Genomic DNA, 21049 nt, shown 5'->3' on the forward strand with positions numbered 1-21049 from the left:
GATGCTCGCCCGGGTCCGGCGCCGGCTCCCCGCGCTCGCCGACGACGGCCGCGCGCCGCTGGCGGTCGCGCTTGGCTACGCGGTCCTGCTGCTGTGCATGCCCTCCCAGCTGGTGGTGGGGCCGCTCGGGGCGGCCGGGTCCCCGGCGAGCCTGCTCGGCGTCGCAGCGCTGATCTGGTGGTGCGCCAGCACCGTCGCCGGCCAGAACCCGGCGCGGGGGCTCAGCCCGGTGCGGGTCGCCGTGCTGGGGCTGACCCTGTGCGTGGCCGCGGCCTACGCGAACGGCAACGCGGCCGGCTGGTACGCCCCGCTCACGGTCCGGCAGCAGACCGACGAGCTGTGGACGCTGGTGCCGCAGACGGTCGACCAGGTCACCGCGACGATGGTCAGCGCCGGCGACCGCGGCCTGCTGGCGTTCGCCGCCTGGGTCGGGATCACGCTCGTGGTCGCCGACGGGATCCGGTCCTGGGGGGACCTGGAGCGGATCGTGACCTGGCTGTCCTGGCTGGGCGCGGTGGTCGCGACGATCGGGCTGGTGCAGTTCGCGACCGGCTACAACCTGGCCGCGTCGATCTTGCTGCCGGGGCTCAGCCCGAACAGCGAGATCGGGGCCCTGCACACCCGGTCGATCTTCAACCGGGTCTCGGCCACCGCGGTGCACCCGATCGAGTTCGGGGTGGTCCTGGCCTGCCTGCTGCCGCTCGCCGTGCACCGGACCATCCACGCCTGGGGCCGTCGCGGCGCGGCAGTGCCCACGGTGCTGATCTTCGTGGGCGCCAACGTGTCGATCTCGCGCTCCGCGGTCCTGGTCATGCTGGCCGCGGGCCTGGTGCTGTTCCTCGGCTGGCCGTGGCGCTGGCGGCTGCGGGCGCTGCTGATCGCCCCGGTCGCCGTGGTCGCGCTGCGCCTGGCCATCCCGGGCCTGGTCGGCACGCTCGTGTCGATGTTCACCAACTTCTTCAATGACCCCAGCGTGACCGGGCGGACCGGCGACTACGACGTGGTCCTCGACCTCTACGACGACCACTGGCTGATCGGGCGGGGGCTGTTCACGTTCGTGCCCCGCCACTACCGGATCCTCGACAACCAGTACCTGATGATCCTGGTCGAGATCGGGCTGCTCGGGCTGCTGGCGACGGGTGTCTTCCTCGCCGTCGCGTTCCTCGGGGGGCTGGCCGCGCGCTGTGCCCCCGAGCCCCGGGCGCGGCACCTGGGGCTCGCGCTGGCGGCCTCGGTGGCGGGCGGGGCGGTCGCCATGCTGACCTTCGACGCCTGGGGGTTCCCGATGGCCGCCGGGGTGGGCTTCCTGGCCGCCGGCATGGCCGGTGCGGCCCGCCGCCTGGCCCGGGCCGACGCGGCGGCCGCCGCCGCGGAACCGCGGGAGACCGTCGATGTCCGCGGCTGAGGACTCGGTGCTGGTGGCCGTGGTCGCCTACAACAGCGCACCGGTGCTCCCGGACCTGATCGCCAGCCTGCCGGCCGGGCTCGGCCCGGTGCCCTGGCAGCTCGTGGTCGCCGACAACGACTCCCGCGACGACAGCGTCGCGGTGGTGCGCCGCCTGGCGCCCGAGGCGGTGGTGGTGCCGATGGGACGCAACGCCGGGTACGCCGCCGGCATCAACGCCGCGGTCGCGGCCGGCGGCCCGCACAGGGCCGTGCTGGTGCTCAACCCCGACGTGCGCCTCGAGCCCGGCTGCGTGCCGACGCTGCTCGCCGCGCTCCGCGAGCCCGGGGTCGGCATCGCGGTGCCGCTGCTGCGCGACGCGCACGGCGTACGCATCGACTCGCTGCGCCGCGAGCCGTCGGTACGCCGCGCGCTGGCCGACGCGGTGCTCGGCGCCGACCGCGCCGGTCGGCTGGGCCGGCTGGGGGAGGTGGTCAGCGCGGACGCGGCGTACCGCCACGCGTGCGACACCGACTGGGCCGAGGGCTCCACCCAGCTGGTCAGCGCCGCGTGCTGGGCGCGGGTCGGGCCGTGGGACGAGTCGTTCTTCCTCTACTCCGAGGAGGCCGACTTCGACCTGCGCGCCCGGGACGCGGGCCTGGCCACCCGGTTCGTCCCGACGGCCGCCGCGGTCCACCTCGAGGGCGACTCCGCGGCCTCCCCGCGGCTGTGGCCGCTGCTGGTGGTCAACCGGGTCCGGCTGTTCCGGCGGCGCCGCGGCCTGCCGGCGACCGTCCTGTTCTGGGCCGCGGTGGTGCTGCGCGAGGGCAGCCGCGCCAGCCTGGGCCGCCGTCCCTCCCGGGCCGCGCTGCGGGCGCTGCTCGACCCGGCGCGGCTGCGCGCCGCCCCGGGCCCGGGGTGGCTGGGCTGAGCCTGCTCAGCGCAGCCGCTTGGCCACGCCGACCAGGGTGCTGCGGGTGCGGCCGGGCAGCGGCGGGCGGCGCAGCACGGCGTCGTGCAGGCCCGGGACCGTGTCCTGGGCACGGACGCTGAACCGGGGCTGGAGCCACGCGCCGGACCGGGCCCAGCGGCGGTCGCTGGTGTGCACCGAGCGGTAGCCCAGGCCGCGCAGGAGGCCGAGCAGCCGCCGGTCGTAGCGGCCCAGCGGCAGCGCGACGTCGCGGACCGGGCTCCCCACCAGATCCTCGAGCTCGGTGCGGGCCCGGCACAGCTCCCGGTCCGCGGTGGCCCGGTCCAGGTGGCGCCACGGGACGTGGTCCATGCCGTGGCTGCCGACGCTCATCCCGTGCTCGTGCAGGGCGAGCAGCTGCTCGCGGCTCAGGCTGCCGGGACGGTCCAGCCGGCCGGCGAGCACGAAGAACGTCGCGGGCAGGCCGCGCTCCACCAGCGCCGGGAGCGCGACCTCGGCGTCCGAGGCGTTGCCGTCGTCGAAGCTGAGCCGGACCCGCGGGTCGCCGGCGACCGCGTCGAGGACGTCGTGGAAGGTCCCGGTCCCGATCCAGTACGCCGCCTCGCCGGGCTCGAGCTCGCGGGCCGGGCGCCCGATGCCGTGGAAGCACAGGTTCACCAGGAACTCGCCGCGCACGACTCAGCCCCGGGTCGCGCTGGGGTCGGCGGCGCGGGTGGTCGCATCGCGTCCCCAGGACGCCGCCCCGGCCGGCGCCGGCCGGCGGGCCGCCGCGGCGGCCGTCGCGGTCAGCGCCAGGTAGACGACCGCGGCCGGGGCGAGCCAGGGCCGGCGCAGGACCACGTGCCGCAGCCAGGCGGTCCGGTCGGCGGGCCGCACGGTGCCCAGCGGCTGGGTTCGCCCGGCGGCCCGCAGCGTCGCGTTGCCGCGGCGTACCCGCTCCAGGCGGCGCAGCAGGTCGGCGGTCCGCAGCGGCGCCTCCACCCGGGTCGCGACCGAGGCGACCTGGACCCGCTCGCCGGCTGTGAAGATCGCGTCGAGGAACAGGTCGTCGGCCACCACCTCGGGGAAGGTCGTGAAGCGGGCCCGCCCGGCCTCGGAGAGCGCGATCATGCCGCGGCCGAAGAGCCCCTCCTCGAAGGCCGGCAGCCGGCGGTGGATCGCCGACCAGGCCCGCACCGGCCAGGGCCGCCCGGTGACGACCAGGTGCCGTCCCGGCACCGCCACCAGCGGCCCGCCGGGGCCGGCCAGCGCGGCACGCAGGGCGCGGACGGTGGCGACCGTGGCCGGGATGTCGGCGTCGAGATAGATGCGCGGGAAGCCGGTCGCCACCCGGTCGCCGGCGTTCAGCGCGGCGGTCTTGCTCGGCCGCGCCACCTCGACCACCCGGACCCCGGGGACGCGCCGCGCGACCTCGGCGGTCCGGTCGGTGCAGCCGTTGGCGACCACGACCACCTCGAGCTCACCCGGCGCCGCGCCGGCCGTGAGCGCGCGCAGGCACTGGCCGAGCACCGCCTCCTCGTCGTGGGCGGCGATCACCACACTGGCCGGACTGGCTGGGCTGGCCGGGCTGGCTGGACTGGCTGGGCTCGTGGGCTCCATGCGGCTCAGCCTCCGGCCGCCGGCGGGGGGCCCGCGGAGCTCCCGCGGCCCGCTCCCCAGCATTGGGTACGCCGCGGCGCACCCGCCCCGGCCGGCCGGGGCCGCTCCTACGGTCGGAGGATGGTCGACGACGGCTCGGTCCGCGTGGCGCCCATTCGGTCGGCAGATCTCCCGGCCGTGGGGCGCTTCCTGCACGCGCACCTCAACCCCCGGCTCAGCGCGCAGGAGTGGGCCGCGGCGGCGGTGCCCACCTGGGCCGTCGACGCCCCCAACCACGGCTTCCTGCTCGAGCGCGCCGGCGCCGCGGGGCGGGAGGTCCTCGGCGTCCAGCTCGCGTTCTACGCCGACCGGGACGTCGCCGGCACCGTGGTCCGGTTCTGCAACCTGGCCGCCTGGTGCGTGCTGGAGGAGCACCGCGCCCACGGCCTGCGGCTGCTGCGCGCGGTGCTCGCCCAGCGGGGCTACCAGTTCACCGACCTGTCGCCGAGCGGCTCGGTCGTCGCGCTCAACGAGCGGCTCCGGTTCCGGGCGCTGGACACCGAGACGGCGCTGGTCGCCAACCTCCCGGGACCCCCGCGGGCCCGCGCGGTCACCGACGCCGACGCCATCGACGCCGCGCTGACCGGGGTCGAGCAGCAGATCTTCCGCGACCACCGTGCGGCCGCCGCCGCCCACCACGTGCTGCTCACCGACGGCACCGAGCACTGCTACGTCGTCTACCGGCGGGACCGGCGCCGGCGGCTGCGGCTCTTCGCGTCGCTGCTGCACGTCAGCGACCCGGACCTGCTGCGGCGCTGGCGCGGCGACCTGGCCCGGCACCTGCTGGCCCGGGGCCTGCCGCTGACCCTGGCGGAGCTGCGGGTGGTCGGCGAGCGGCCGGGTGGCTCGGTGCTGCTGCGCCACCCCCGCCCGAAGATGGTGCGCGGCAGCGCGGTCCCGGCCGCCGCCGTGGACAGCCTCTACAGCGAGCTCGCGCTCGTCAGCTGGTGAGCCCGGTGATTTCCCGACCCGCCCGAGGAGACCTCCGCATGCGCGTCCACCTGCACGACCTGCTCGACGAGCAGGCCCGCGTCCACGGAGACCGGCCGGCCCTGACCTCCCAGGACGTCACGCTGGACTACGCCACCCTCGCCCGTCGGGTCCACGACCTGGCCGCCGGGCTCCGGGCCCGCGACCTGGCCTGCGGCGACCGGGTCGGCATCTGGCTGGACAAGCGGCTCGAGACCGTGGAGTCGATCCTGGCGACCTCCGCCGCCGGCGGGGTCTTCGTGCCGGTCAACCCGCTCCTCAAGCCCGCCCAGGTGGCCCACGTCCTCGGCGACTGCGACGTGCGGGTCCTGGTCACCACGCCTCAGCGCTGGGCCACCCTGGCCGGCGAGGCGGACCGGCTGCCGGCGCTCGAGCAGGTGCTGCTCGTCGCGGCCGGGGCCGACCCGGCGGGGGACGCGCCAGGACCGGTCCAGGTCGCCCTCGAGGACGTCCGGGCCGCCGGCGCGGCGGCCCGTCGCGCGGCGTACCCCCGGGTCGGGGCGGGTCTCGAGCCCCGTGTCGACCTGGACGTCGCGGCGATCCTGTACACCTCCGGAAGCACGGGCCGGCCCAAGGGCGTCGTGCTCAGCCACCGCAACCTGCTGGTCGGTGCCGAGTCGGTCAGCGAGTACCTCGAGAACACCGCCGAGGACGTGCTGCTCGCGGCGCTGCCGCTCAGCTTCGACGCCGGGCTGAGCCAGGTCACCACCGCGCTCGCGGTCGGCGCCCACGTGGTCCTGGTCAACTACCTGCTCCCCGCCGACGTGGTCCGCCTGTGCGCCCGGCACGGCGTCACCGGGCTCACCTGCGTGCCGCCGCTGTGGCTGCAGCTGGCCGGGGTGGACTGGCCGCCGGAGGCGACCCGGCTGCGCTACTTCGCGAACACCGGCGGCCGGATGCCGCGCGCGACGCTGACCCGGCTGCGCGAGCTCTTCCCGCAGGCGCGCCCGTTCCTGATGTACGGGCTGACCGAGGCCTTCCGCTCCACCTACCTCGACCCGGCCGAGGTGGACCGCCGCCCGGACTCGATCGGGCGCGCCATCCCCGGCGCGGAGATCCTCGTGGTCCGGGCCGACGGCACGCCGGCGGCCCCCGGGGAGGAGGGCGAGCTGGTGCACCGCGGACCCCTGGTCGCGCTGGGCTACTGGAACGACCCCGAGCGCACCGCGCAGCGCTTCCGTCCGTTGCCGGGCCGGCACGAGCTCTGGCGGGCTCCGGAGCTCGCGGTCTGGTCCGGGGACACGGTCGTCGCCGACGAGGAGGGCTTCTTGTACTTCGTCGGCCGCGACGACGACATGATCAAGACCTCCGGCTACCGGGTCAGCCCCACCGAGGTCGAGGAGGCCGCCCACGACAGCGGGCTGGTCGGGGACGTGGCGGCGGTCGGCGTCGACGACGACCGGCTGGGCCAGCGGATCGTGCTGGTGGCGGGCCCGCCCGCCGGCGCCGTCCCGGCCGACGTGGACACCCGGGCCCTGACTGCCCACCTGCGCCGCCGGCTGCCGCTGTTCATGGTCCCCGCGGAGGTCCGGCTGATGGACCGGCTGCCGCGCTCGCCCAACGGCAAGCTGGACCGGGTGCTGCTGCGCAAGGAGGTCTCCTGATGGCCGGGACGCCGGTGCCCGCCACCGAGCAGGCACGCCCGCACGTCGAGCGTTTCGGCGTGGACCCCTCCGGCCAGCTCCTCGTCGGCGGGGTGCCGCTGGAGCGGCTCGCGGCGCGCGTGGGCGGCACGCCGTTCTTCGCCTACGACCGGGCCGCGATCACGGCGGCCGTCGCCCGGGTGCGGGCCGCGCTGGGGCGGTCCGTGGAGCTCGGGTATGCCGTCAAGGCGAACCCGATGCCGGCGGTGCTCGGCCACCTGGCCGGCCGGGTCGACTGGCTCGACGTGGCCTCGGGCGGCGAGCTGGCGGTCGCGCTCGACGCCGGGGCCGACCCCGCCCGGATCAGCTTCGCCGGCCCGGGCAAGACCGACGCCGAGCTGCGCCGGGCGGTGGCGGCCGGCGTCCTGGTCGAGCTGGAGTCGCCCCACGAGGCGCTGCGCCTGGCCGCGGCCGGCGAGTCGCTCGGGCTGCGCCCGCGGGTAGCGGTGCGGGTCAACCCGCACTTCGCCGTGAAGGGCTCCGGGATGCGGATGGGCGGCGGTCCGCAGCAGTTCGGCGTCGACGTCGAGCAGGTCCCGCAGGTGCTGGACCTGGTCGCGGACCTGCAGCTGGCGATGGAGGGCTTCCACCTCTTCGCCGGGTCGCAGAACCTGCAGGCCGAGATCCTGGTCGAGGCCCACCGGCGCACCGTCGAGCTGCTGCTCGGCCTGGCCGAGAAGGTGGGGACCGCGACCAGCTACCTCAACCTCGGCGGCGGGTTCGGGATCCCGTACTTCCCGCAGGACCGGCCCCTGGACCTGGACCGGGTCGGGACCGAGCTGGCCGGCCTGGTGGCCGACTTCGTCCGACCCGCCCACCCCGAGGCGCACGTGGTGATCGAGCTGGGCCGGTTCCTGGTCGGCGAGGCCGGAGTGTACGTCACCCGCGTGGTGGACCGGAAGACGTCGCGGGGCCAGACCTACCTCGTGGTCGACGGCGGCATGCACCACCAGCTCGCGGCGTCGGGCAACTTCGGCCAGGTGATCCGGCGCAACTACCCGCTGACCGTCGGCACCCGCCCCGCCGAGGCCGCGGCCGGCGAGGTCACCGTCGTCGGGTGCCTGTGCACCCCGCTCGACCTGCTCGGCGACCGGGTCGACCTGCCGCCCGCCGACATCGGCGACCTGGTCGTCGTCTTCCAGGCCGGCGCCTACGGCCGGACCGCGAGCCCCGAGGCGTTCCTGGGGCACCCGGCCCCGGCCGAGGTGCTCGTCTGACGCCACACCCCAGACCCAGCCCGACCAGCCCCCGGAGGAACCCGTGTCCGAGACCCGCACCGACCCCCGCGTCACGGCCGCCGTCCTCGAGGTCCTGGTGGCGACGCTCGGGATCGAGGACCGCGCCCCGACGCTCGACGCCGCGACGCCCCTGCTCGGCGAGCTCCCCGAGCTCGACTCGCTCGGGGTCGTCGAGCTGGCCGTGGCCCTCGAGGAGCGCTTCGACATCGTCGTCGACGACGACGACTTCACCGGCGACGTGTTCGAGACAGTCGGCAGCCTCGCCGCCTTCGTCGCCGCCCGGGCCGGCTGAGGATGCTCCGCGCCGAGCCGGACCCGGGGTTCGTCGCCATCTCCGGACAGCCGGCCGGCGGCCCGGACCCAGGCGGCCCGGACCTGCTGACCGACGTCGTGTGCCGGGCCCTGATCGCCACCGGGCTGCGCGCCGACCCGGTCCGGCACGGCTCGGTCCGGACCGCCACCTGGGGCGGCGCCGCCGGCGAACTGTCCGACGGCGGCCTGTCCGCCGGCACCGCGCTGCCGCTCGCGCTCGAGCGGCGGCACCGCGACCGGCCGGTCTCCGCCGAGGAGGTACGCCGCGGCCTGCTCGCCGCGGACCCCGACCTGCTCGCCGGGATGCTGCCGCCGTTCGCGGCAGCCACGCTCACCGGGACGGGCACCGGGGTCGACACGGTCCTCGCCTGCGTCGACGGGCTGGGGATGCGCCAGCTCTACTGCCGTCAGGCTCCGGGCTGGGCGGCGGTCTCGACGTCGGCGCGGCTCCTGGCGGCCCTGGCGCCCGGGTGCGAGCCCGACCTCACAGCGGTCGCGGTGCAGAGCCAGCTCGGCTGGCAGCTGGGGCACCGCACCCTGTTCCTCGGGGTCGAGCAGGTGCCGGCCGGCTCCGTGGTGACGCTGCGCGACGGGCGGGTCGCCACCACCTCCTTCCAGGCCCCGGAGCCGGGCGGCCCGGACGGCCCGGCCGAGCTGGCCGCCACCGTGGACCGGACCCGCGACCTGCTGCGCGACTACCTGACGGCGTACCTGGCCGACCACCCCGATCCCGTGCTCCAGCTGACCGGCGGCCAGGACTCCCGGCTGCTGCTCTCCGCCATCGACCCCGCGCGCCGTCGCGGGCTGAGGGTGATGACCCTCGGCGTGCCCGGCAGCCCCGACACCGCCATCGCGGCGGCGCTGGCCGAGCGCTACGGGATGCGGCACGAGGTCCTCGACCTCGGCGGGCTGGAGGGTCTCGACCCCGAGGAGGCGTGGGCGCGGTGCGTGGCGGCGGCGCGACGGCTCGAGCTCGCCGCCGACCCGGTGGCCCGCGCCGCCCTCGACACCGCCGAGGAGCGGGCCCTCCCGGGGCCGCGGATCTCCGGCCTCGGCGGCGAGGTCGCCCGGGGCTTCTACTACCTCGGCGTCCGGGGCGAGGGGCCGGTGACCGAGCGCCGGGCGCGCCGGCTCGCGGCCTGGCGGCTGGTCGCGAACGACGCGGTGGCCGCGGCCGCCCTGGAGCCGGCGTTCGCGCAGTGGGCGCGCGAGGTCGCCCTCACCCAGACGCACCTCGCCCTGGCCGCCTCCGGCGACACCTGGTTCGCCGCCACCGACCGGCTCTACCTCGAGCACCGCATGCAGCGCTGGGCCGGAGCCACCGAGACGGCCGTGTGCTCGCGCACAGCGGTCGCGAACCCGATGCTCGACGACCGGTTCCTGGCGGCCGTGCGCGCGCTGGCACCCGCTGACAAGCGGGGATCGCGGTTCCTGGCTCGGCTGCAGGTGGCCCTGGACCCCGAGCTGGCCGACCTGCCGCTGGACGGCCGGCCCCCGCCGCGCAGCTACGCCGAGCCCGGATGGGCAGCCCTCGCGAGCCGGTCCCGCGTGGGCGCCGCGCAGGGGGGCCGCAAGGTGCTCCAGCGGGCCGCCGGCGGCCGGCGCGCGCCCGCGGGCGGTCCGCTGCTGGCCCGGCGGGCCACGGCGTACCTGCGCGGTCGCGGCGACCTGGTCGAGCCGGTCGCGGCGACCGGGGTGTTCCGGTCCGCGTGGCTCGACGCAGTCGTCTCCGGGGCCGTCGAGCCCGACCCGGCCACCGCCGCGCTGCTGGTCAACCTCGTGGCGACCGGGGCGCCGGCCCGCCCCGGGGAACCGGCTGGCAGCTCACCCATTTGAGGGATGGCCGGGCTAGGGAGACGGAGCGGTGGCTACCCCTCCGCAGGAAGGCCGGCACCCGCGCCGCGATCCGGACGTCGTCACCGTCGGCCGCCCCGTCGACCAACCTCTCGTCGACCAACCTCCCGTCGACTCCCCGCCGACCTCTTGCCGACTCCCCGCCGACCTCTTGCCGACTCCCCGCCGACTCCCCGCCGACTGGTGGCGGTGACCCCCGACCGGCCTGCGCACCCCGCGCGGCCCTGGAGCCAGATGTTCTCGAGACACACGCTGCCGCTCGCGCTCGGCGCCGCGGCGCTGCTGAGCCACGTGCTCGCCGCACCGGCCCTGGCCGGACCCGTCCCGGCGGGCATCGGCCCCGTCGCGGTCCAGGCGGCCACCGTCGCGGCGGACGCGCCCGCCAGCACCAGCACCAGCACCGGGGCCCGGGAGCGCGGGGCCCGGGAGTCGCGGTTCCCGACCCGGCGCAGCACCGGGGTGCCGGCCTCGCAGCGGCTGCGGCCCTACCGCGGCCCCTGCACGATCACCCGGCCTGGGACCGTCCTGGTGGGCCGGCTGGTCCGCTGCGACCTGCGGGTGCTGGCGCCCCGCGTGGTGGTCCGCCGCTCGCTGGTGCACGGCACCGTGAGCTCGGGCACCGACCGCTCCGGCCGCAGCTCGTTCACGCTCGCTCGGTCCACCGTCGACGTCTCGCCACGGGGGTCGCGGATGGCGACCGGGGTCGGTGAGGTGCGCTTCCGGGTGCTCCGCTCCGAGGTCCGTGGCGGCAACCGCGGCATCAACTGCTGGCACCGGTGCCTGGTCCGCGACTCGTGGGTGCACGGGCAGGACACCGACCGCACCGGCGTCTGGCACGAGTCCGGCATCCGGATGGGCACCCGCGGGCGGATCATCGGCAACCGGATCGCCTGCGACGCCCCCACGGTGCCGCCCGACGCCGGCTGCTCGGCCCCGCTCACCGGGTACGGCGACTTCGGTCCGGTCCGCGACAACCTGATCCGGCGCAACCTCCTCGTCGCCACCACCGGCGGCACCTGCGCGTACGGCGGCTCGTCGGGCGGCAAGCCGTACTCCCGCCAGGCCGCCCGCATCCGCTTCGTCCACAACGTCTTCCAGCGCGGCCGCACCGGCCGCTGCGGCTACTGGGCGCCGGTGCTCGACTTCGACCGCCGCGCCCCCGGCAACCAGTTCACCGGCAACCGGTGGACCGACGGCAGGAGGGTCCGTCCATGAGCTCGTCCCAGCACCCCGACCGTTCCGACCGGCCAGGCCATTCCGACCGGTCAGGCCGGCCCGATCGGCCTGACCGGCCGCGGCCGCGCCGCCCGGCGGTTCTGGTCGCCGCGGTCGCGGTCGCGCTGACCACCGTGACCGCCGCGACCGCCGTGGCCACCACCGCGGGAATCGGCGGTCCGGCCGCGCCGGCCGCCGCGGCCGAGCCCGTCCGCTACAGCGTGTGGCCCGACGACCGGGTGCCCGCCACGCCGGTCGATCCCGATCCCCTCGCGACCACCCTGGGCGTGGTGTTCTCCACCTCCGTCGCGGGCCGGGTCACCGCGATCGAGATCTACCGCGGTGCCGGTGGCGCCGTGCCCGAGGACGGCACGATCTGGTCCCCGGGCGGGCGGGTCCTGGCGGTCGCCGACTTCGGCGAGCCGCGCGCGACCGGCTGGCTGACCGCGGAGCTCTCCGAGCCGGTCACCCTGCGGCCCGGACGTCGCTACATCGCGTCCTACCGGGCCCCCCAGGGCCGGTACGCCGCCGAGAACGACGGCCTCGCGCAGCCGGTCGTGAGCCGCGCGCTCACCGCCTGGCAGGGCGTCTACACCCGCGGCGAGGGGCGACCCGACCAGACCTACCTGCAGTCGAACTACTTCGTGGACGTCGTCTTCGAGCCCACGACCGCCCCGAGCGAGCCCCCGGCCCCGAGCGGACCCCCCGCGCCGGCTCCGAGCGAGCCCCCGGCGCCGGCTCCGAGCGAGCCGTCGGGGTCCTTCCCGGACGCGGCCAGCACCGGCGTGCCGCCCGGCACCGCGCTCACGGCGTACACCGGTCCGTGCACGATCACGCAGCCCGGGACCGTGATCGAGGCCCGCACCGTGGGCTGCGGCCTCGCGATCCGGGCGCCGGGGGTGGTGATCCGCGACTCGGTGGTCCTCGGCACCGTCGCCAACGACGAGAACGTCCCCGGCCGGGGCTTCGTCATCACCGACAGCGAGGTGCGGGCCGGCCAGGTCGCCGGCACCGGCATCGGCGCCCGCGACTTCGTCGCCACCCGGGTCGAGGTCACCGGCGGCAACCGCTCGATCCACTGCTGGATGGACTGCACGGTGCGGGACTCCTACGTGCACGGGCAGATGCGCGACCAGAGCGGGACCTATCACGAGTCCGGCATCCGGGTCGGCGCGCGCAGCACGATCGTCGGCAACACCATCACCTGCGACGCTCCCGACGTGCCCCCGAACGCCGGGTGCTCCGCCGGGCTGACCGGGTACGGCGACTTCGCGGCCGTGCGCGACGTGCTGGTGCAGGGCAACCTGTTCCTGGCGAGCACCGGCGGCACCTGCGCCTACGGCGGCTCGTCGGGCGGCAAGCCGTACTCCGGCCAGGCGGCCAACATCCGGTTCCTCGACAACGTCTTCCAGCGCGGGCGCACCGGCAACTGCGGGATCTGGGCGCCGGTCATGGACTTCGACCCCGACGCGCCCGGCAACGTGTGGAGCAACAACACCTGGGAGGACGGCACGCCGATCCGGCCCTGACACCGCCCGACCCCCAATTTGGGGAACTGGGCGGGGTGCGGCCGGTGGGCCCGCGGACCCGCGGTGAGTCTGAGGCATGGCGAATGCGACCCACGTCCTCATCGTGGTCCAGAACCTCCCCGTGCCGCTGGACCGCAGGGTCTGGATGGAGTGCCGCGCCCTGCGGTCGGCCGGGTACGACGTCAGCGTGATCTGCCCGAAGGGCCCCGGCGACGCCGCCCGCGAGACGATCGAGGGGGTGCGCATCCACCGCTACCGGCCCGCGCCGGTCGCCGACGGAGCCCTCGGCTACCTGGTGGAGTTCGTCTACTGCTGGCTGCGCACCGCCTGGCTCTCGGCGTCGGTCTGGCGCCACCGCCCCTTCGACGTGCTCCAGGCCTGCAACCCGCCGGACACCTACTGGGCCCTGGCCCGGCTGTGGAGGCGGCGCGGGGTGCTGTTCGTCTATGACCAGCACGACCTCAACCCCGAGCTGTTCCTGTCCCGCTTCGGCCAGCCCACCGGGCTCGGCGGCAGGCTCGAGCTCGCCGGCCTGCGCTGGCTGGAGCGGCGGACCTACCGCACCGCCGACCACGTGATCTCGACCAACTGCTCCTACGAGCGGATCGCCCTCCACCGCGGCGAGCTCGGGGAGGACGCCGTGACAGTCGTGCGCAGCGGCCCGGACACCAGCGTGATGCGCCCGGTCCGGGTGCCTGCGGGGTCGCCCCCGCCCACCCGGCACCGGGTGGCCTACCTGGGCATCATGGGCCCGCAGGACGACGTCCACCTGGTGCTGGAGCTGATGCACGAGCTCGTGCACGTGCGCGGCCGCGACGACGTCGAGGCGGTGCTGATGGGGTTCGGCGACTGCTACGACGACCTGGTCCGGCGCAGCAGCGAGCTCGGCCTGGACGACGTGGTGACGTTCACCGGCCGGGTCGGGCCGGAGGTGATCGCGGAGCAGCTGAGCGCGGCCACCGTGGGCGTCTGCCCGGACCGCAAGACTCCGCTCAACGACCTGTCCACGATGAACAAGACCATGGAGTACATGGCCTACGCGCTGCCGTCGGTCGCGTTCGACCTGATGGAGACCCGGGTCTCGGGGGAGGACTCCTGCCTCTACGTGCCCTCCGGGGACGTGGGGGCCCTCGCCGACGCCGTGGCCGCGCTGCTCGACGACCCGGAGCTGCGCTGCACGATGGCCCGCCGGGCCCGGCGCCGGGTGAGCGGGGTGCTCGACTGGCGTCCGCAGGCCGTGGCGTACGTCGGTGTCTTCGACCGGCTCACCGGCACCGAGGCGGACCGCGACGCGGGGCTGTCGGCGCCGACCGGACTCCCCGGACTGGCCGGACTGGCCGGACAGGCCGGGCTCGACTACGTCGACGTCGACGACGACGAGGAGCTGCGGCGCTTCGTCCTGGACCGCGGCCCGCGGGCCGCGGCGCGACACCGGCTCGGTGTCTGAGGAGGCTGGCGATGCGCGTCTCGGTGATCGGCTGCGGCTACCTGGGCGGCGTCCACGCCGCCGGCCTCGCCGCCCTCGGGCACGACGTCGTCGGCGTGGACCTGGATCCGGACCGGGTCGAGCAGCTGGACCGCGGCCGGGCGCCGTTCTACGAGCCGCAGCTGCCCGAGCTGCTCGCCGAGGCCCGCGCCACGGGACGGCTGCGGTTCACCACCGACCCGGCCGAGGCGGCCGGCTGCGCGCTGCACTTCCTGTGCGTGGGCACCCCGCAGCGGCCCGGCGAGCACGCCGCGGACCTGCGCTTCGTCGACGCCGCTGTCGCCGCGCTGCTTCCGCACCTGCGACCCGGCGACGTGGTCGTCGGCAAGTCCACGGTCCCGGTCGGCACCGCCGAGCGGCTGCACGAGCAGGTGGTCGCCGGCTGCCCGGGGGCCACGCTGGCGTGGAACCCGGAGTTCCTGCGCGAGGGCCACGCCGTGCGCGACACCCTGGAGCCGGACCGCCTGGTCCTCGGGCTCGCCGACGACGGGACGCGCGACCATGCCCGGGCTCTGCTCCACGAGGTGTACGCCGCGGCGCTGGACCGCGGCACCCCGGTGGTGGAGACCGACCTGACCACCGCCCAGCTGGTCAAGGTCGCCGCGAACGCGTTCCTGGCCACCAAGATCTCGTTCATCAACGCGATGGCCGAGATGTGCGAGGCGACCGGCGGGGACGTCACCGACCTCGCCGACGCGATCGGCCGCGACGCCCGGATCGGGCGCCAGTTCCTCAGCGCCGGCCTCGGCTTCGGCGGCGGCTGCCTGCCCAAGGACATCCGCGCGTTCATGGCCCGGGCCGGCGAGGTGGGCGCCGTCCAGGCGCTGACGTTCCTGCGCGAGGTCGACTCGATCAACCTGCGGCGCCGGGTCCGGATGGCCGACCTGGCCCGCGAGGAGTGTGGCGGCTCGGTCGCCGGACGCCGGATCGCGGTGCTGGGGGCGGCGTTCAAGCCGCACAGCGACGACGTGCGGGACTCCCCGGCACTTAGCGTGGCGGCGCAGCTCTTGCTGGAGGGCGGCGAGGTCGTGGTCACCGACCCCCAGGCCGTGGAGAACGCGCGGCGCAGCCGGCCGGACCTGAAGTTCGCCGCCGGACCCGAGGAGGCCGCGGCCGACGCGGACCTGGTGCTGCTGCTGACCGAGTGGCCGGAGTACGTCGGGATCGACCCGCGCGCGCTCGGCCGGGTGGTGCGCCACCGTCGCCTGCTGGACGGCCGCAACGCCGTCGACCCGGCGCGCTGGCGCGCCGCCGGATGGTCCTACCGCGCGCTGGGCCGCCCGGCCCTCGCCGCCGAGTCCTGAGCCGCTCACCGCACCACGGCGGGGGACCAGGCCTGCTCGATGAGCAGCCGCGGCTCGGCCGCCGGGTCGACGTCGAGGGACCACACGTCGCTGACCCCCGCCTCGTCGGCGCGGGGCAGCCCGTAGAGGACTGTGTCGCCGTCGAGCCAGGCCAGCTGGTCGTCGACGTGGCGCTCCTCGCCCGCGAGCACGGTGCGCCGGCCGGTGGCCAGGTCCAGCACGGCCGGGGTCCAGCGCCGCGACGAGCCGCTCCCGGTGGCGTGCTTGAACGCGATCCGGGCGCCGTCCGGGGACAGCGCGGGGCACTCCACGTCCACGGCGACCGTGCTGAGCGTCCGGGCGTCCAGGTCGCCGCGGGCCAGGTAGGTCCGGCCGCCGGTGGCGAGCGTGACGTAGAACGTCCGGTCGTCGGCGGCGAAGGTGACCCCCCACAGGTTGCGGTCGCGGGGGGCGGCCTGCTCGCCGTCGATGCGCAGTCGGAACCCCTCGAGGTTGCCCCAGTTCCGGGTGCCGTCGGTGGACCGGACCACGGTGGCCGTGGAGAACCCCTGCGCGAGGTAGGAGTGCCCGGTGACGAATGAGGTCGTCGCGACCAGGGAGCCGTCCGGCGAGCGCCGGGTGCGGCTGGGCGGGCCGGGCAGCGCGGCGGCGTGCACCTGGCGCCAGTCGCGGTCGAGGTCCCGGGCCCGGTACCGGGTCACCACGCCGCGCTCGGTGGTCAGGCAGGAGGCTCCGGTGGGGGAGGCGTCCACCCGGTCGCAGACGACGTCGGTGTAGGCCCGGGGGCCGTCCGGGTCGGCGAGCGGGACCGTCGCCACCACGCCGTGCTCCCGGTCCGCGCCGGTGTGGCGGAAGGCGATCACGGGACCCGGGGCCGCGAGGTCGGTGCCGGGCACGCTCGGCGCCGCCCGCTCCCGGGTGCGGGACCGGTCCAGCTCCTGGAGGGCGTAGACGGTGGTCCCGGTGAGCACGACAGCTGTCAGCACCACGAAGCAGGCGATCCGGGCCCGGGTGCTCACGACCGGTCCAGGCCGCGCACGGCGAGCAGGGCCACCGGCACCGCGAGCACCAGCAGCGCCGCCATCCCGGACACCGCGGCGCCCGGGCCGAGGAGCAGCCACAGGACGCCGAAGCCGGCCGCGGACAGCAGCCGCGCGACGGCGACAGCGGTCTGGGCCACCGCGATCCCGCTGGCCCGGGCCGAGGGCGGCGCCAGCCGGCCGACGGCCGCCGCCAGCACCCCGTCGGTGGCGGCGTAGAACGTGCCGAGCAGCAGTACGGCGGCCAGGGTGCCGAGGGCGACCCAGCGGCCGGCGACCGCCGTCGCGCACAGGTACGCCGCGGCCAGGGCCAGGTGCCCCAGCACCATCACCCGGACCCGGCCGTGCCGGTCGGCGAGCCGGCCGAACGGCACCGCGAGCAGCAGGTACGCCGTGCCGGTGCCGACGTAGAGCACCGGGAACCAGTGCGCGGCGAAGCCACCCGCGTCCAGGAGCACCAGGTAGACGAAGCCGTCGCCGATCGTCAGCAGCCCCAGCCCGCCGGCCGTCGCGCTCAGGCGCAGCAGGCCCGGCGCGGCCAGGACTCCCCGGGTTGGCCGGGTTGGCCGGGTGGGCCGGGGCGGCCGGGGCTCGGTCGGACTCCCCGGCTGGCCCGGGGGACGAGCGCCGGTCGAGCCGGGCACGAACAGCGCGAGCAGCGCCACCCCGAGCACGGCGAAGCCGAGCGAGACCACCAGCACCGTGCGGTAGCCCTCGGGGATCGCCCACAGCACGGCGAACGCGATCAGCGGCCCGAGCAGCGCCCCGACGGCGTCGAGCATGCGGTGCACCCCGAAGGCCCGACCGAGGTGCGCCGGATCGGTCCCGGCGGCGATCATCGCGTCCCGCGGCGCGGTCCGCACGCCCTTCCCGATCCGGTCGGCCGTCACGACCGCCGACACGGCGGCCAGGCCGGTGGCGAACGGCAGGAACGCCCGGGCCGCCGCCGAGCCGGCGTATCCGAGCAGCGCCACCTCCTTGGGCCGCTGGGTGCGGTCCGAGGCCCAGCCGGCAAGGATCCGCACCAGCGCCGAGACACCCTGGTAGAGGCCGTCGACCACGCCGTACGCCGCCGGCGAGAGCCCCACCACCGCTGTCAGGTAGAGCGGCAGGATGGCGGCGGCGGACTCCGAGGAGATGTCGGTCAGCAGGCTGACGAAGCCGAGCGTGACCACCACACGGGGGACACGGGGGACCCGGGGAACCCGGGGCGCGGCCTGCGGGTCGGCCGGTGGGGCAGGCGTGGGCGGCCGGTCGCGCAGGGAGAGGTACACGGCCTCATCCCCGGGCGCGCAGGACCGCGACGAGCAGGTACGTCGTCCGGCCCCGTCCGCCGCCCGCCTGCACCAGCACCGACTCGCGGCCCCGGTGGAACTCGGCGGTGCCCGTGGGGGTGCCGAGGCGCTCCTCGAAGGCGAGCCCGGTCAGCACCGCCGCGTAGTGGCCCAGCACGTCGGCGGCGGAGCCGACGCCCTCCGCCTCGAGCGTGACCTGCAGGAGCGGGGCCTGGGGCGCGACGCTGCTGCGGACCACCCGGGAGCCCGGCGGGAGCGGCAGCGACGCGCCCGGGAAGCCGGCCACCAGCCGTCCCTGGGCGCTGCGTGGCCCGGGGAGGGGAAGGGCGACCAGCGGCCTGCGCACGGGCTGCGGCACCGTCTCCGGCCCGCCGCCGGCCGCGGCCGGCGCGGCGGCGTCCGCGCTCGGCACCTCCACGCCGCCGGGGGGCGGGGAGCCGGCCGGCGGCCGCGGGAGCGGGCCGGTGCCCGGGGCCGGGGAGGGGGACCCGGTCGCCGCCGGGCCGTCGCGGTCCGACCGGTCTCGAGCGGCCCGGTCCCCGCTCGGGTCGTCGGTCCCGGCGAGCAGCAGCCCGAGCAGCAGGGCGAGCAGCACAGCGAGCACAGCGCGCGCAGCGAGAGCCGGGAGCGCCGCGCCGCCGCGCCGGCGGTGGCGGTCCTCCCGGCTCCCGCCTGCGAGCACTCAGGACACCCGAGGGGTGCTGGGCGGCTGCCACTGGGCGTGGAAGGCCATGCCGACCGCCGCCAGCTGGGAGCTGACCTCGAGCTTGGCCAGGATGGACTTGACCTGGGTCCGCACGGTGGCCTCGGAGACGACGCTGATCCGTGCGATGTCGCGGACCGCGCGCCCGGCCATCAGGTGGCCGAGCACCTCCCGCTCCCGGGTGGTGAGCGCGTCCAGGCGCTGCCGGTGCTCCTGGAGCTCCTGGCGGTGCTCGGCCCACAGCCGCAGCAGCTCCTCGCGCTCGGCGGCGTCCATCACCGACAGCCCGCGGTTGATCCGGCGCACGGTGGCCAGGATCTCGTTGAGCGGCTGGGTCTTCGACATCGCCTTGCGGGCTCCGTAGCGCACGCACTCGCCCCAGCGGGCCCGATCCATCGACGCGGTGACGACCACGACGTTCGCCCCCATCCGCGCCAGCGGGTTGATGAGCGGGACGCCGTCGCCGAGGGCGCCGAGGTCGAGGTCGAGCAGCACGATCCGGGGCCGGATCCGGGCCACGGTCGCGAGCAGGGCGGGTGCGGACGCGGCTGCCTCGGGGATCGGGAGGCGGCGCACGTCGTAGCCCTCCATCGTCATCGCGATCTCCAGGGACTCCGCGAACAGCGTGTGGTCCTCGATCAGCACCGTCTTGGTCCCGGCCGGACCGACGCGGGTCACGACGCCACCCGGTCGGCGACGGGCAGCGTGATCACGAACGTCGTGCCGTGCGCGGTCCGCTCGAGCCGCAGCCTCGACCCGGACGCCGCGAGCAGCCGCCTGGCCCGGTGCAGGCCGATGCCCTGGCCGTGCGAGCGCGGGCCCCGCTGGGCCCAGTCGAACAGGCGCGCGGCGACCTCGGGATGGATGCCGGGCCCGGAGTCGGCGACGACCACCTCGACAGCGGCGCCGACCCGCCGGGTCTCCAGGCAGGTGCTGGACCCTCCGCCGTGCTTGCGGGCGTTGTCGAGCAGGATGCTGACGGCCTCCGCCACCTCGTCGGGGCGCCCGAGGGCGCACAGGCCGGCCGGCTCCCAGCGCACCGGGTTGCCGACCACCTCCTGGGCGACCACCAGCGGCTCGAGCAGCCGGTCGAGGTCGACGACCTCGGCGGGTGCCTGCGCTGCGCCGGCGGAGCCGACCGGGTGCACGACGTTCCCCCCGCCCTTGCCGGCGAGCAGCCGGGCCAGCCGGGCGGTCTCGTGCTCGACCATCTCCTCCAGCCGGTGCCGGTGCACGACCGGCAGGTCCGGCCCGCGGTGGATCAGCGTCGAGGCCGAGGCGATCCCCGCGATGGTGTTGGTGACCTCGTGCATCCGGGCCCGGCTGTCGCGCTCGAGGGCCTCCATCTGCGCGACCCGCTCGCCCAGCCGGAGGAACCGGCGGCCGTGCTCGCTGATCGCCCAGCGCAGCGCGGCGACCGCCGTGCTCACGAGCAGGACCGCGGCGACGACGCCGGTGACGGTCATCAGCGCGGAGGCGACCGCGTTCTCCGAGGGCAGGCAGGTCTGGATCCGGTTCAGGGTCGCCAGCCCGATCGCGACCGAGAGCCGCCTGGTCATCCAGGGCGGCAGCGCGGTGATCCGGGAGCCCAGCACCGCGACCCCGAGGCCGGCAGCGCCCAGGGCCGAGGCGACCAGGGCGACCGGCACGCCCGCCGGGTCGATCCGCGGCGCGTGCGTGACCAGGAGCAGGTGCAGGCCGGTGACGCCCAGGCCGGTCAGGAGGCCCGCGGCCAGCGGGTCGACCCGGACCTCGGTGCGACCGGCGACCGGCACGAGGGCCAGGGCCGCGAGCACCAGGAGCAGGTCGGTGACCAGCATCCACGCGGTGCCCTCGGCGAGGGCGCCGGGCTGGTCGGCGCGCAGCCCGGTGAGCGCGATGCTCTGGGTGGCGATCAGGGCCAGGCTCGCGCTCAGCCAGCCGAGCGGTGCGGTGCCACTGAGCCGGTAGTGGAAGTAGGTGACCACCGCGGCCAGCAGCAGGCTGGCCGACACCGTGGCCTGGGAGACCATGGTGAGCCCGACCCAGGTCCTGGTCGACGGCGCCAGCCACGCGGTCACTGCCAAGGGGGCGAACCACGAGGTGAGCACCACGATCAGGGTGCCGCGCCAGCTCCATGCGTCGGTCGGATAACGCTCGTAGCTCATCTTGTCCCCGCCCCGTCCGGGGTCGCCCGCACGCGGCGGACGACCCACCCATCCCGTCGGCGTCCCCCCCAGGCCGTCGCACGGACCGTGTCCTCGACCGGCGGACCCGAGTGCCGCCGGTGCCGGCGGCCCCGAGGCCCCGGCACTTGGCAACGTAGGCTCGGGTCGCAGGGGCGCACAGCCGTTCGGGTGGCTATACCGGATTTTGAGTAGTCGGTCACGGCGCGCGCCTGCCGGCGCGGTCCCGACCCCGTCCCGGCGCGCGCCCAGCATGGCCCTGCGGACGCCGCCGCGGCATCACCCAATCTGGAGAAGTTCCGCCCCGCGCTCGCTTCCCGTA

At 76.4% G+C, this 21049-nt stretch carries 18 protein-coding genes; 11 read left to right on the forward strand and 7 right to left on the reverse strand.

Going from position 1 to position 21049, the window contains the following annotated elements; genetic code table 11:
- Position 1 precedes the first annotated feature (1 nt).
- Both EBO35_RS03680 and EBO35_RS03685 read left to right on the forward strand, forming a co-directional pair.
- A complete protein-coding gene (locus EBO35_RS03680) occupies positions 2-1405 on the forward strand; it encodes an O-antigen ligase family protein (protein WP_122816528.1) in 1404 nt (467 codons plus the stop codon).
- Positions 1392-2315: a glycosyltransferase gene (locus EBO35_RS03685; RefSeq protein WP_122816529.1), complete on the forward strand. Its 924-nt coding sequence runs from the start codon at positions 1392-1394 to the stop codon at positions 2313-2315. The genes EBO35_RS03680 and EBO35_RS03685 overlap by 14 nt, the downstream gene beginning before the upstream one ends.
- A 6-nt stretch (positions 2316-2321) precedes the next feature.
- Here the strand turns inward: EBO35_RS03685 and EBO35_RS03690 are convergent, their stop codons facing one another.
- Together EBO35_RS03690 and EBO35_RS03695 are read right to left on the reverse strand one after the other, a co-directional pair.
- The gene (locus tag EBO35_RS03690; RefSeq protein WP_122816530.1) at positions 2322-2990 is read right to left on the reverse strand and encodes a polysaccharide deacetylase family protein; all 669 of its coding nucleotides are present in this window, start codon (positions 2988-2990) and stop codon (positions 2322-2324) included.
- Between the two features lie 3 nt (positions 2991-2993).
- Positions 2994-3914 (reverse strand): glycosyltransferase, encoded by a 921-nt coding sequence (locus EBO35_RS03695; protein WP_122816531.1) that lies wholly within the window; start codon positions 3912-3914, stop codon positions 2994-2996.
- Between the two features lie 120 nt (positions 3915-4034).
- Between EBO35_RS03695 and EBO35_RS03700 the strand changes: the two genes are divergently transcribed.
- The 9 genes from EBO35_RS03700 (at position 4035) to EBO35_RS03740 (ending at position 15524) form a co-directional block, all read left to right on the forward strand.
- On the forward strand, positions 4035-4904 hold the full coding sequence (locus tag EBO35_RS03700) for a hypothetical protein (RefSeq protein WP_164477794.1): 870 nt from the start codon (positions 4035-4037) through the stop codon (positions 4902-4904).
- A 38-nt stretch (positions 4905-4942) separates the two neighbouring features.
- Positions 4943-6547, forward strand: a complete 1605-nt coding sequence (locus tag EBO35_RS03705) for an acyl-CoA ligase (AMP-forming), exosortase A system-associated (protein WP_122816532.1) — start codon at positions 4943-4945, stop codon at positions 6545-6547.
- Complete coding sequence (locus EBO35_RS03710; RefSeq protein WP_122816533.1) at positions 6547-7803, forward strand: pyridoxal-dependent decarboxylase, exosortase A system-associated; 1257 nt, start codon at positions 6547-6549, stop codon at positions 7801-7803. The genes EBO35_RS03705 and EBO35_RS03710 overlap by 1 nt, the downstream gene beginning before the upstream one ends.
- A gap of 43 nt (positions 7804-7846) precedes the next feature.
- Positions 7847-8116: a phosphopantetheine-binding protein gene (locus EBO35_RS03715; RefSeq protein WP_122816534.1), complete on the forward strand. Its 270-nt coding sequence runs from the start codon at positions 7847-7849 to the stop codon at positions 8114-8116.
- Between the two features lie 2 nt (positions 8117-8118).
- A complete protein-coding gene (locus EBO35_RS03720; RefSeq protein ID WP_122816535.1) occupies positions 8119-9972 on the forward strand; it encodes an asparagine synthetase B family protein in 1854 nt (617 codons plus the stop codon).
- Between the two features lie 252 nt (positions 9973-10224).
- Positions 10225-11205 carry a hypothetical protein gene (locus EBO35_RS03725; RefSeq protein ID WP_122816536.1) on the forward strand — a complete coding sequence of 327 codons (981 nt, stop codon included), beginning with the start codon at positions 10225-10227 and terminating at the stop codon, positions 11203-11205.
- A gap of 134 nt (positions 11206-11339) precedes the next feature.
- Positions 11340-12734, forward strand: coding sequence for a DUF4082 domain-containing protein (locus EBO35_RS03730; protein ID WP_164477795.1), 1395 nt, complete (start codon positions 11340-11342; stop codon positions 12732-12734).
- A 76-nt stretch (positions 12735-12810) separates the two neighbouring features.
- Positions 12811-14181, forward strand: a complete 1371-nt coding sequence (locus EBO35_RS03735) for a glycosyltransferase family 4 protein (protein ID WP_122816538.1) — start codon at positions 12811-12813, stop codon at positions 14179-14181.
- Positions 14182-14192: 11 nt separating this feature from the next.
- The gene (locus EBO35_RS03740) at positions 14193-15524 is read left to right on the forward strand and encodes a UDP-glucose dehydrogenase family protein (RefSeq protein WP_122816539.1); all 1332 of its coding nucleotides are present in this window, start codon (positions 14193-14195) and stop codon (positions 15522-15524) included.
- A gap of 5 nt (positions 15525-15529) precedes the next feature.
- On the opposite strand, the gene EBO35_RS03745 is transcribed toward EBO35_RS03740, so the two are convergent.
- From EBO35_RS03745 to EBO35_RS03765, 5 genes are all read right to left on the reverse strand, one after another.
- The gene (locus tag EBO35_RS03745; protein WP_122816540.1) at positions 15530-16543 is read right to left on the reverse strand and encodes a TolB-like translocation protein; all 1014 of its coding nucleotides are present in this window, start codon (positions 16541-16543) and stop codon (positions 15530-15532) included.
- Positions 16540-17838 carry an MFS transporter gene (locus EBO35_RS03750; RefSeq protein WP_122816541.1) on the reverse strand — a complete coding sequence of 433 codons (1299 nt, stop codon included), beginning with the start codon at positions 17836-17838 and terminating at the stop codon, positions 16540-16542. The genes EBO35_RS03745 and EBO35_RS03750 overlap by 4 nt, the downstream gene beginning before the upstream one ends.
- Positions 17839-17842: 4 nt before the next feature.
- Positions 17843-18463, reverse strand: coding sequence for a hypothetical protein (locus EBO35_RS03755; RefSeq protein WP_164477724.1), 621 nt, complete (start codon positions 18461-18463; stop codon positions 17843-17845).
- Between the two features lie 78 nt (positions 18464-18541).
- Positions 18542-19240, reverse strand: a complete 699-nt coding sequence (locus tag EBO35_RS03760; RefSeq protein WP_241153849.1) for a helix-turn-helix transcriptional regulator — start codon at positions 19238-19240, stop codon at positions 18542-18544.
- Positions 19237-20709 (reverse strand): sensor histidine kinase, encoded by a 1473-nt coding sequence (locus tag EBO35_RS03765; protein ID WP_164477796.1) that lies wholly within the window; start codon positions 20707-20709, stop codon positions 19237-19239. Before EBO35_RS03765 ends, EBO35_RS03760 begins: the two co-directional genes overlap by 4 nt.
- Between the last annotated feature and the right edge of the window lie 340 nt (positions 20710-21049).

This window comes from Nocardioides pantholopis, from assembly GCF_003710085.1.
In the GTDB taxonomy this organism is placed as follows: domain Bacteria; phylum Actinomycetota; class Actinomycetes; order Propionibacteriales; family Nocardioidaceae; genus Nocardioides; species Nocardioides pantholopis.

What these genes read in the sequence shown, in the direction of transcription:
- EBO35_RS03680 (WP_122816528.1), top strand. Translation starts at nt 2, where the DNA reads ATGCTCGCCCGGGTCCGGCGCCGGCTCCCCGCGCTCGCCGACGACGGC.
- EBO35_RS03765 (WP_164477796.1), bottom strand. Translation starts at nt 20,709, where the DNA reads ATGAGCTACGAGCGTTATCCGACCGACGCATGGAGCTGGCGCGGCACC.
- EBO35_RS03725 (WP_122816536.1), top strand. Translation starts at nt 10,225, where the DNA reads ATGTTCTCGAGACACACGCTGCCGCTCGCGCTCGGCGCCGCGGCGCTG.
- EBO35_RS03700 (WP_164477794.1), top strand. Translation starts at nt 4,035, where the DNA reads ATGGTCGACGACGGCTCGGTCCGCGTGGCGCCCATTCGGTCGGCAGAT.
- EBO35_RS03710 (WP_122816533.1), top strand. Translation starts at nt 6,547, where the DNA reads ATGGCCGGGACGCCGGTGCCCGCCACCGAGCAGGCACGCCCGCACGTC.
- EBO35_RS03695 (WP_122816531.1), bottom strand. Translation starts at nt 3,914, where the DNA reads ATGGAGCCCACGAGCCCAGCCAGTCCAGCCAGCCCGGCCAGCCCAGCC.
- EBO35_RS03685 (WP_122816529.1), top strand. Translation starts at nt 1,392, where the DNA reads ATGTCCGCGGCTGAGGACTCGGTGCTGGTGGCCGTGGTCGCCTACAAC.
- EBO35_RS03720 (WP_122816535.1), top strand. Translation starts at nt 8,119, where the DNA reads ATGCTCCGCGCCGAGCCGGACCCGGGGTTCGTCGCCATCTCCGGACAG.
- EBO35_RS03705 (WP_122816532.1), top strand. Translation starts at nt 4,943, where the DNA reads ATGCGCGTCCACCTGCACGACCTGCTCGACGAGCAGGCCCGCGTCCAC.
- EBO35_RS03740 (WP_122816539.1), top strand. Translation starts at nt 14,193, where the DNA reads ATGCGCGTCTCGGTGATCGGCTGCGGCTACCTGGGCGGCGTCCACGCC.
- EBO35_RS03735 (WP_122816538.1), top strand. Translation starts at nt 12,811, where the DNA reads ATGGCGAATGCGACCCACGTCCTCATCGTGGTCCAGAACCTCCCCGTG.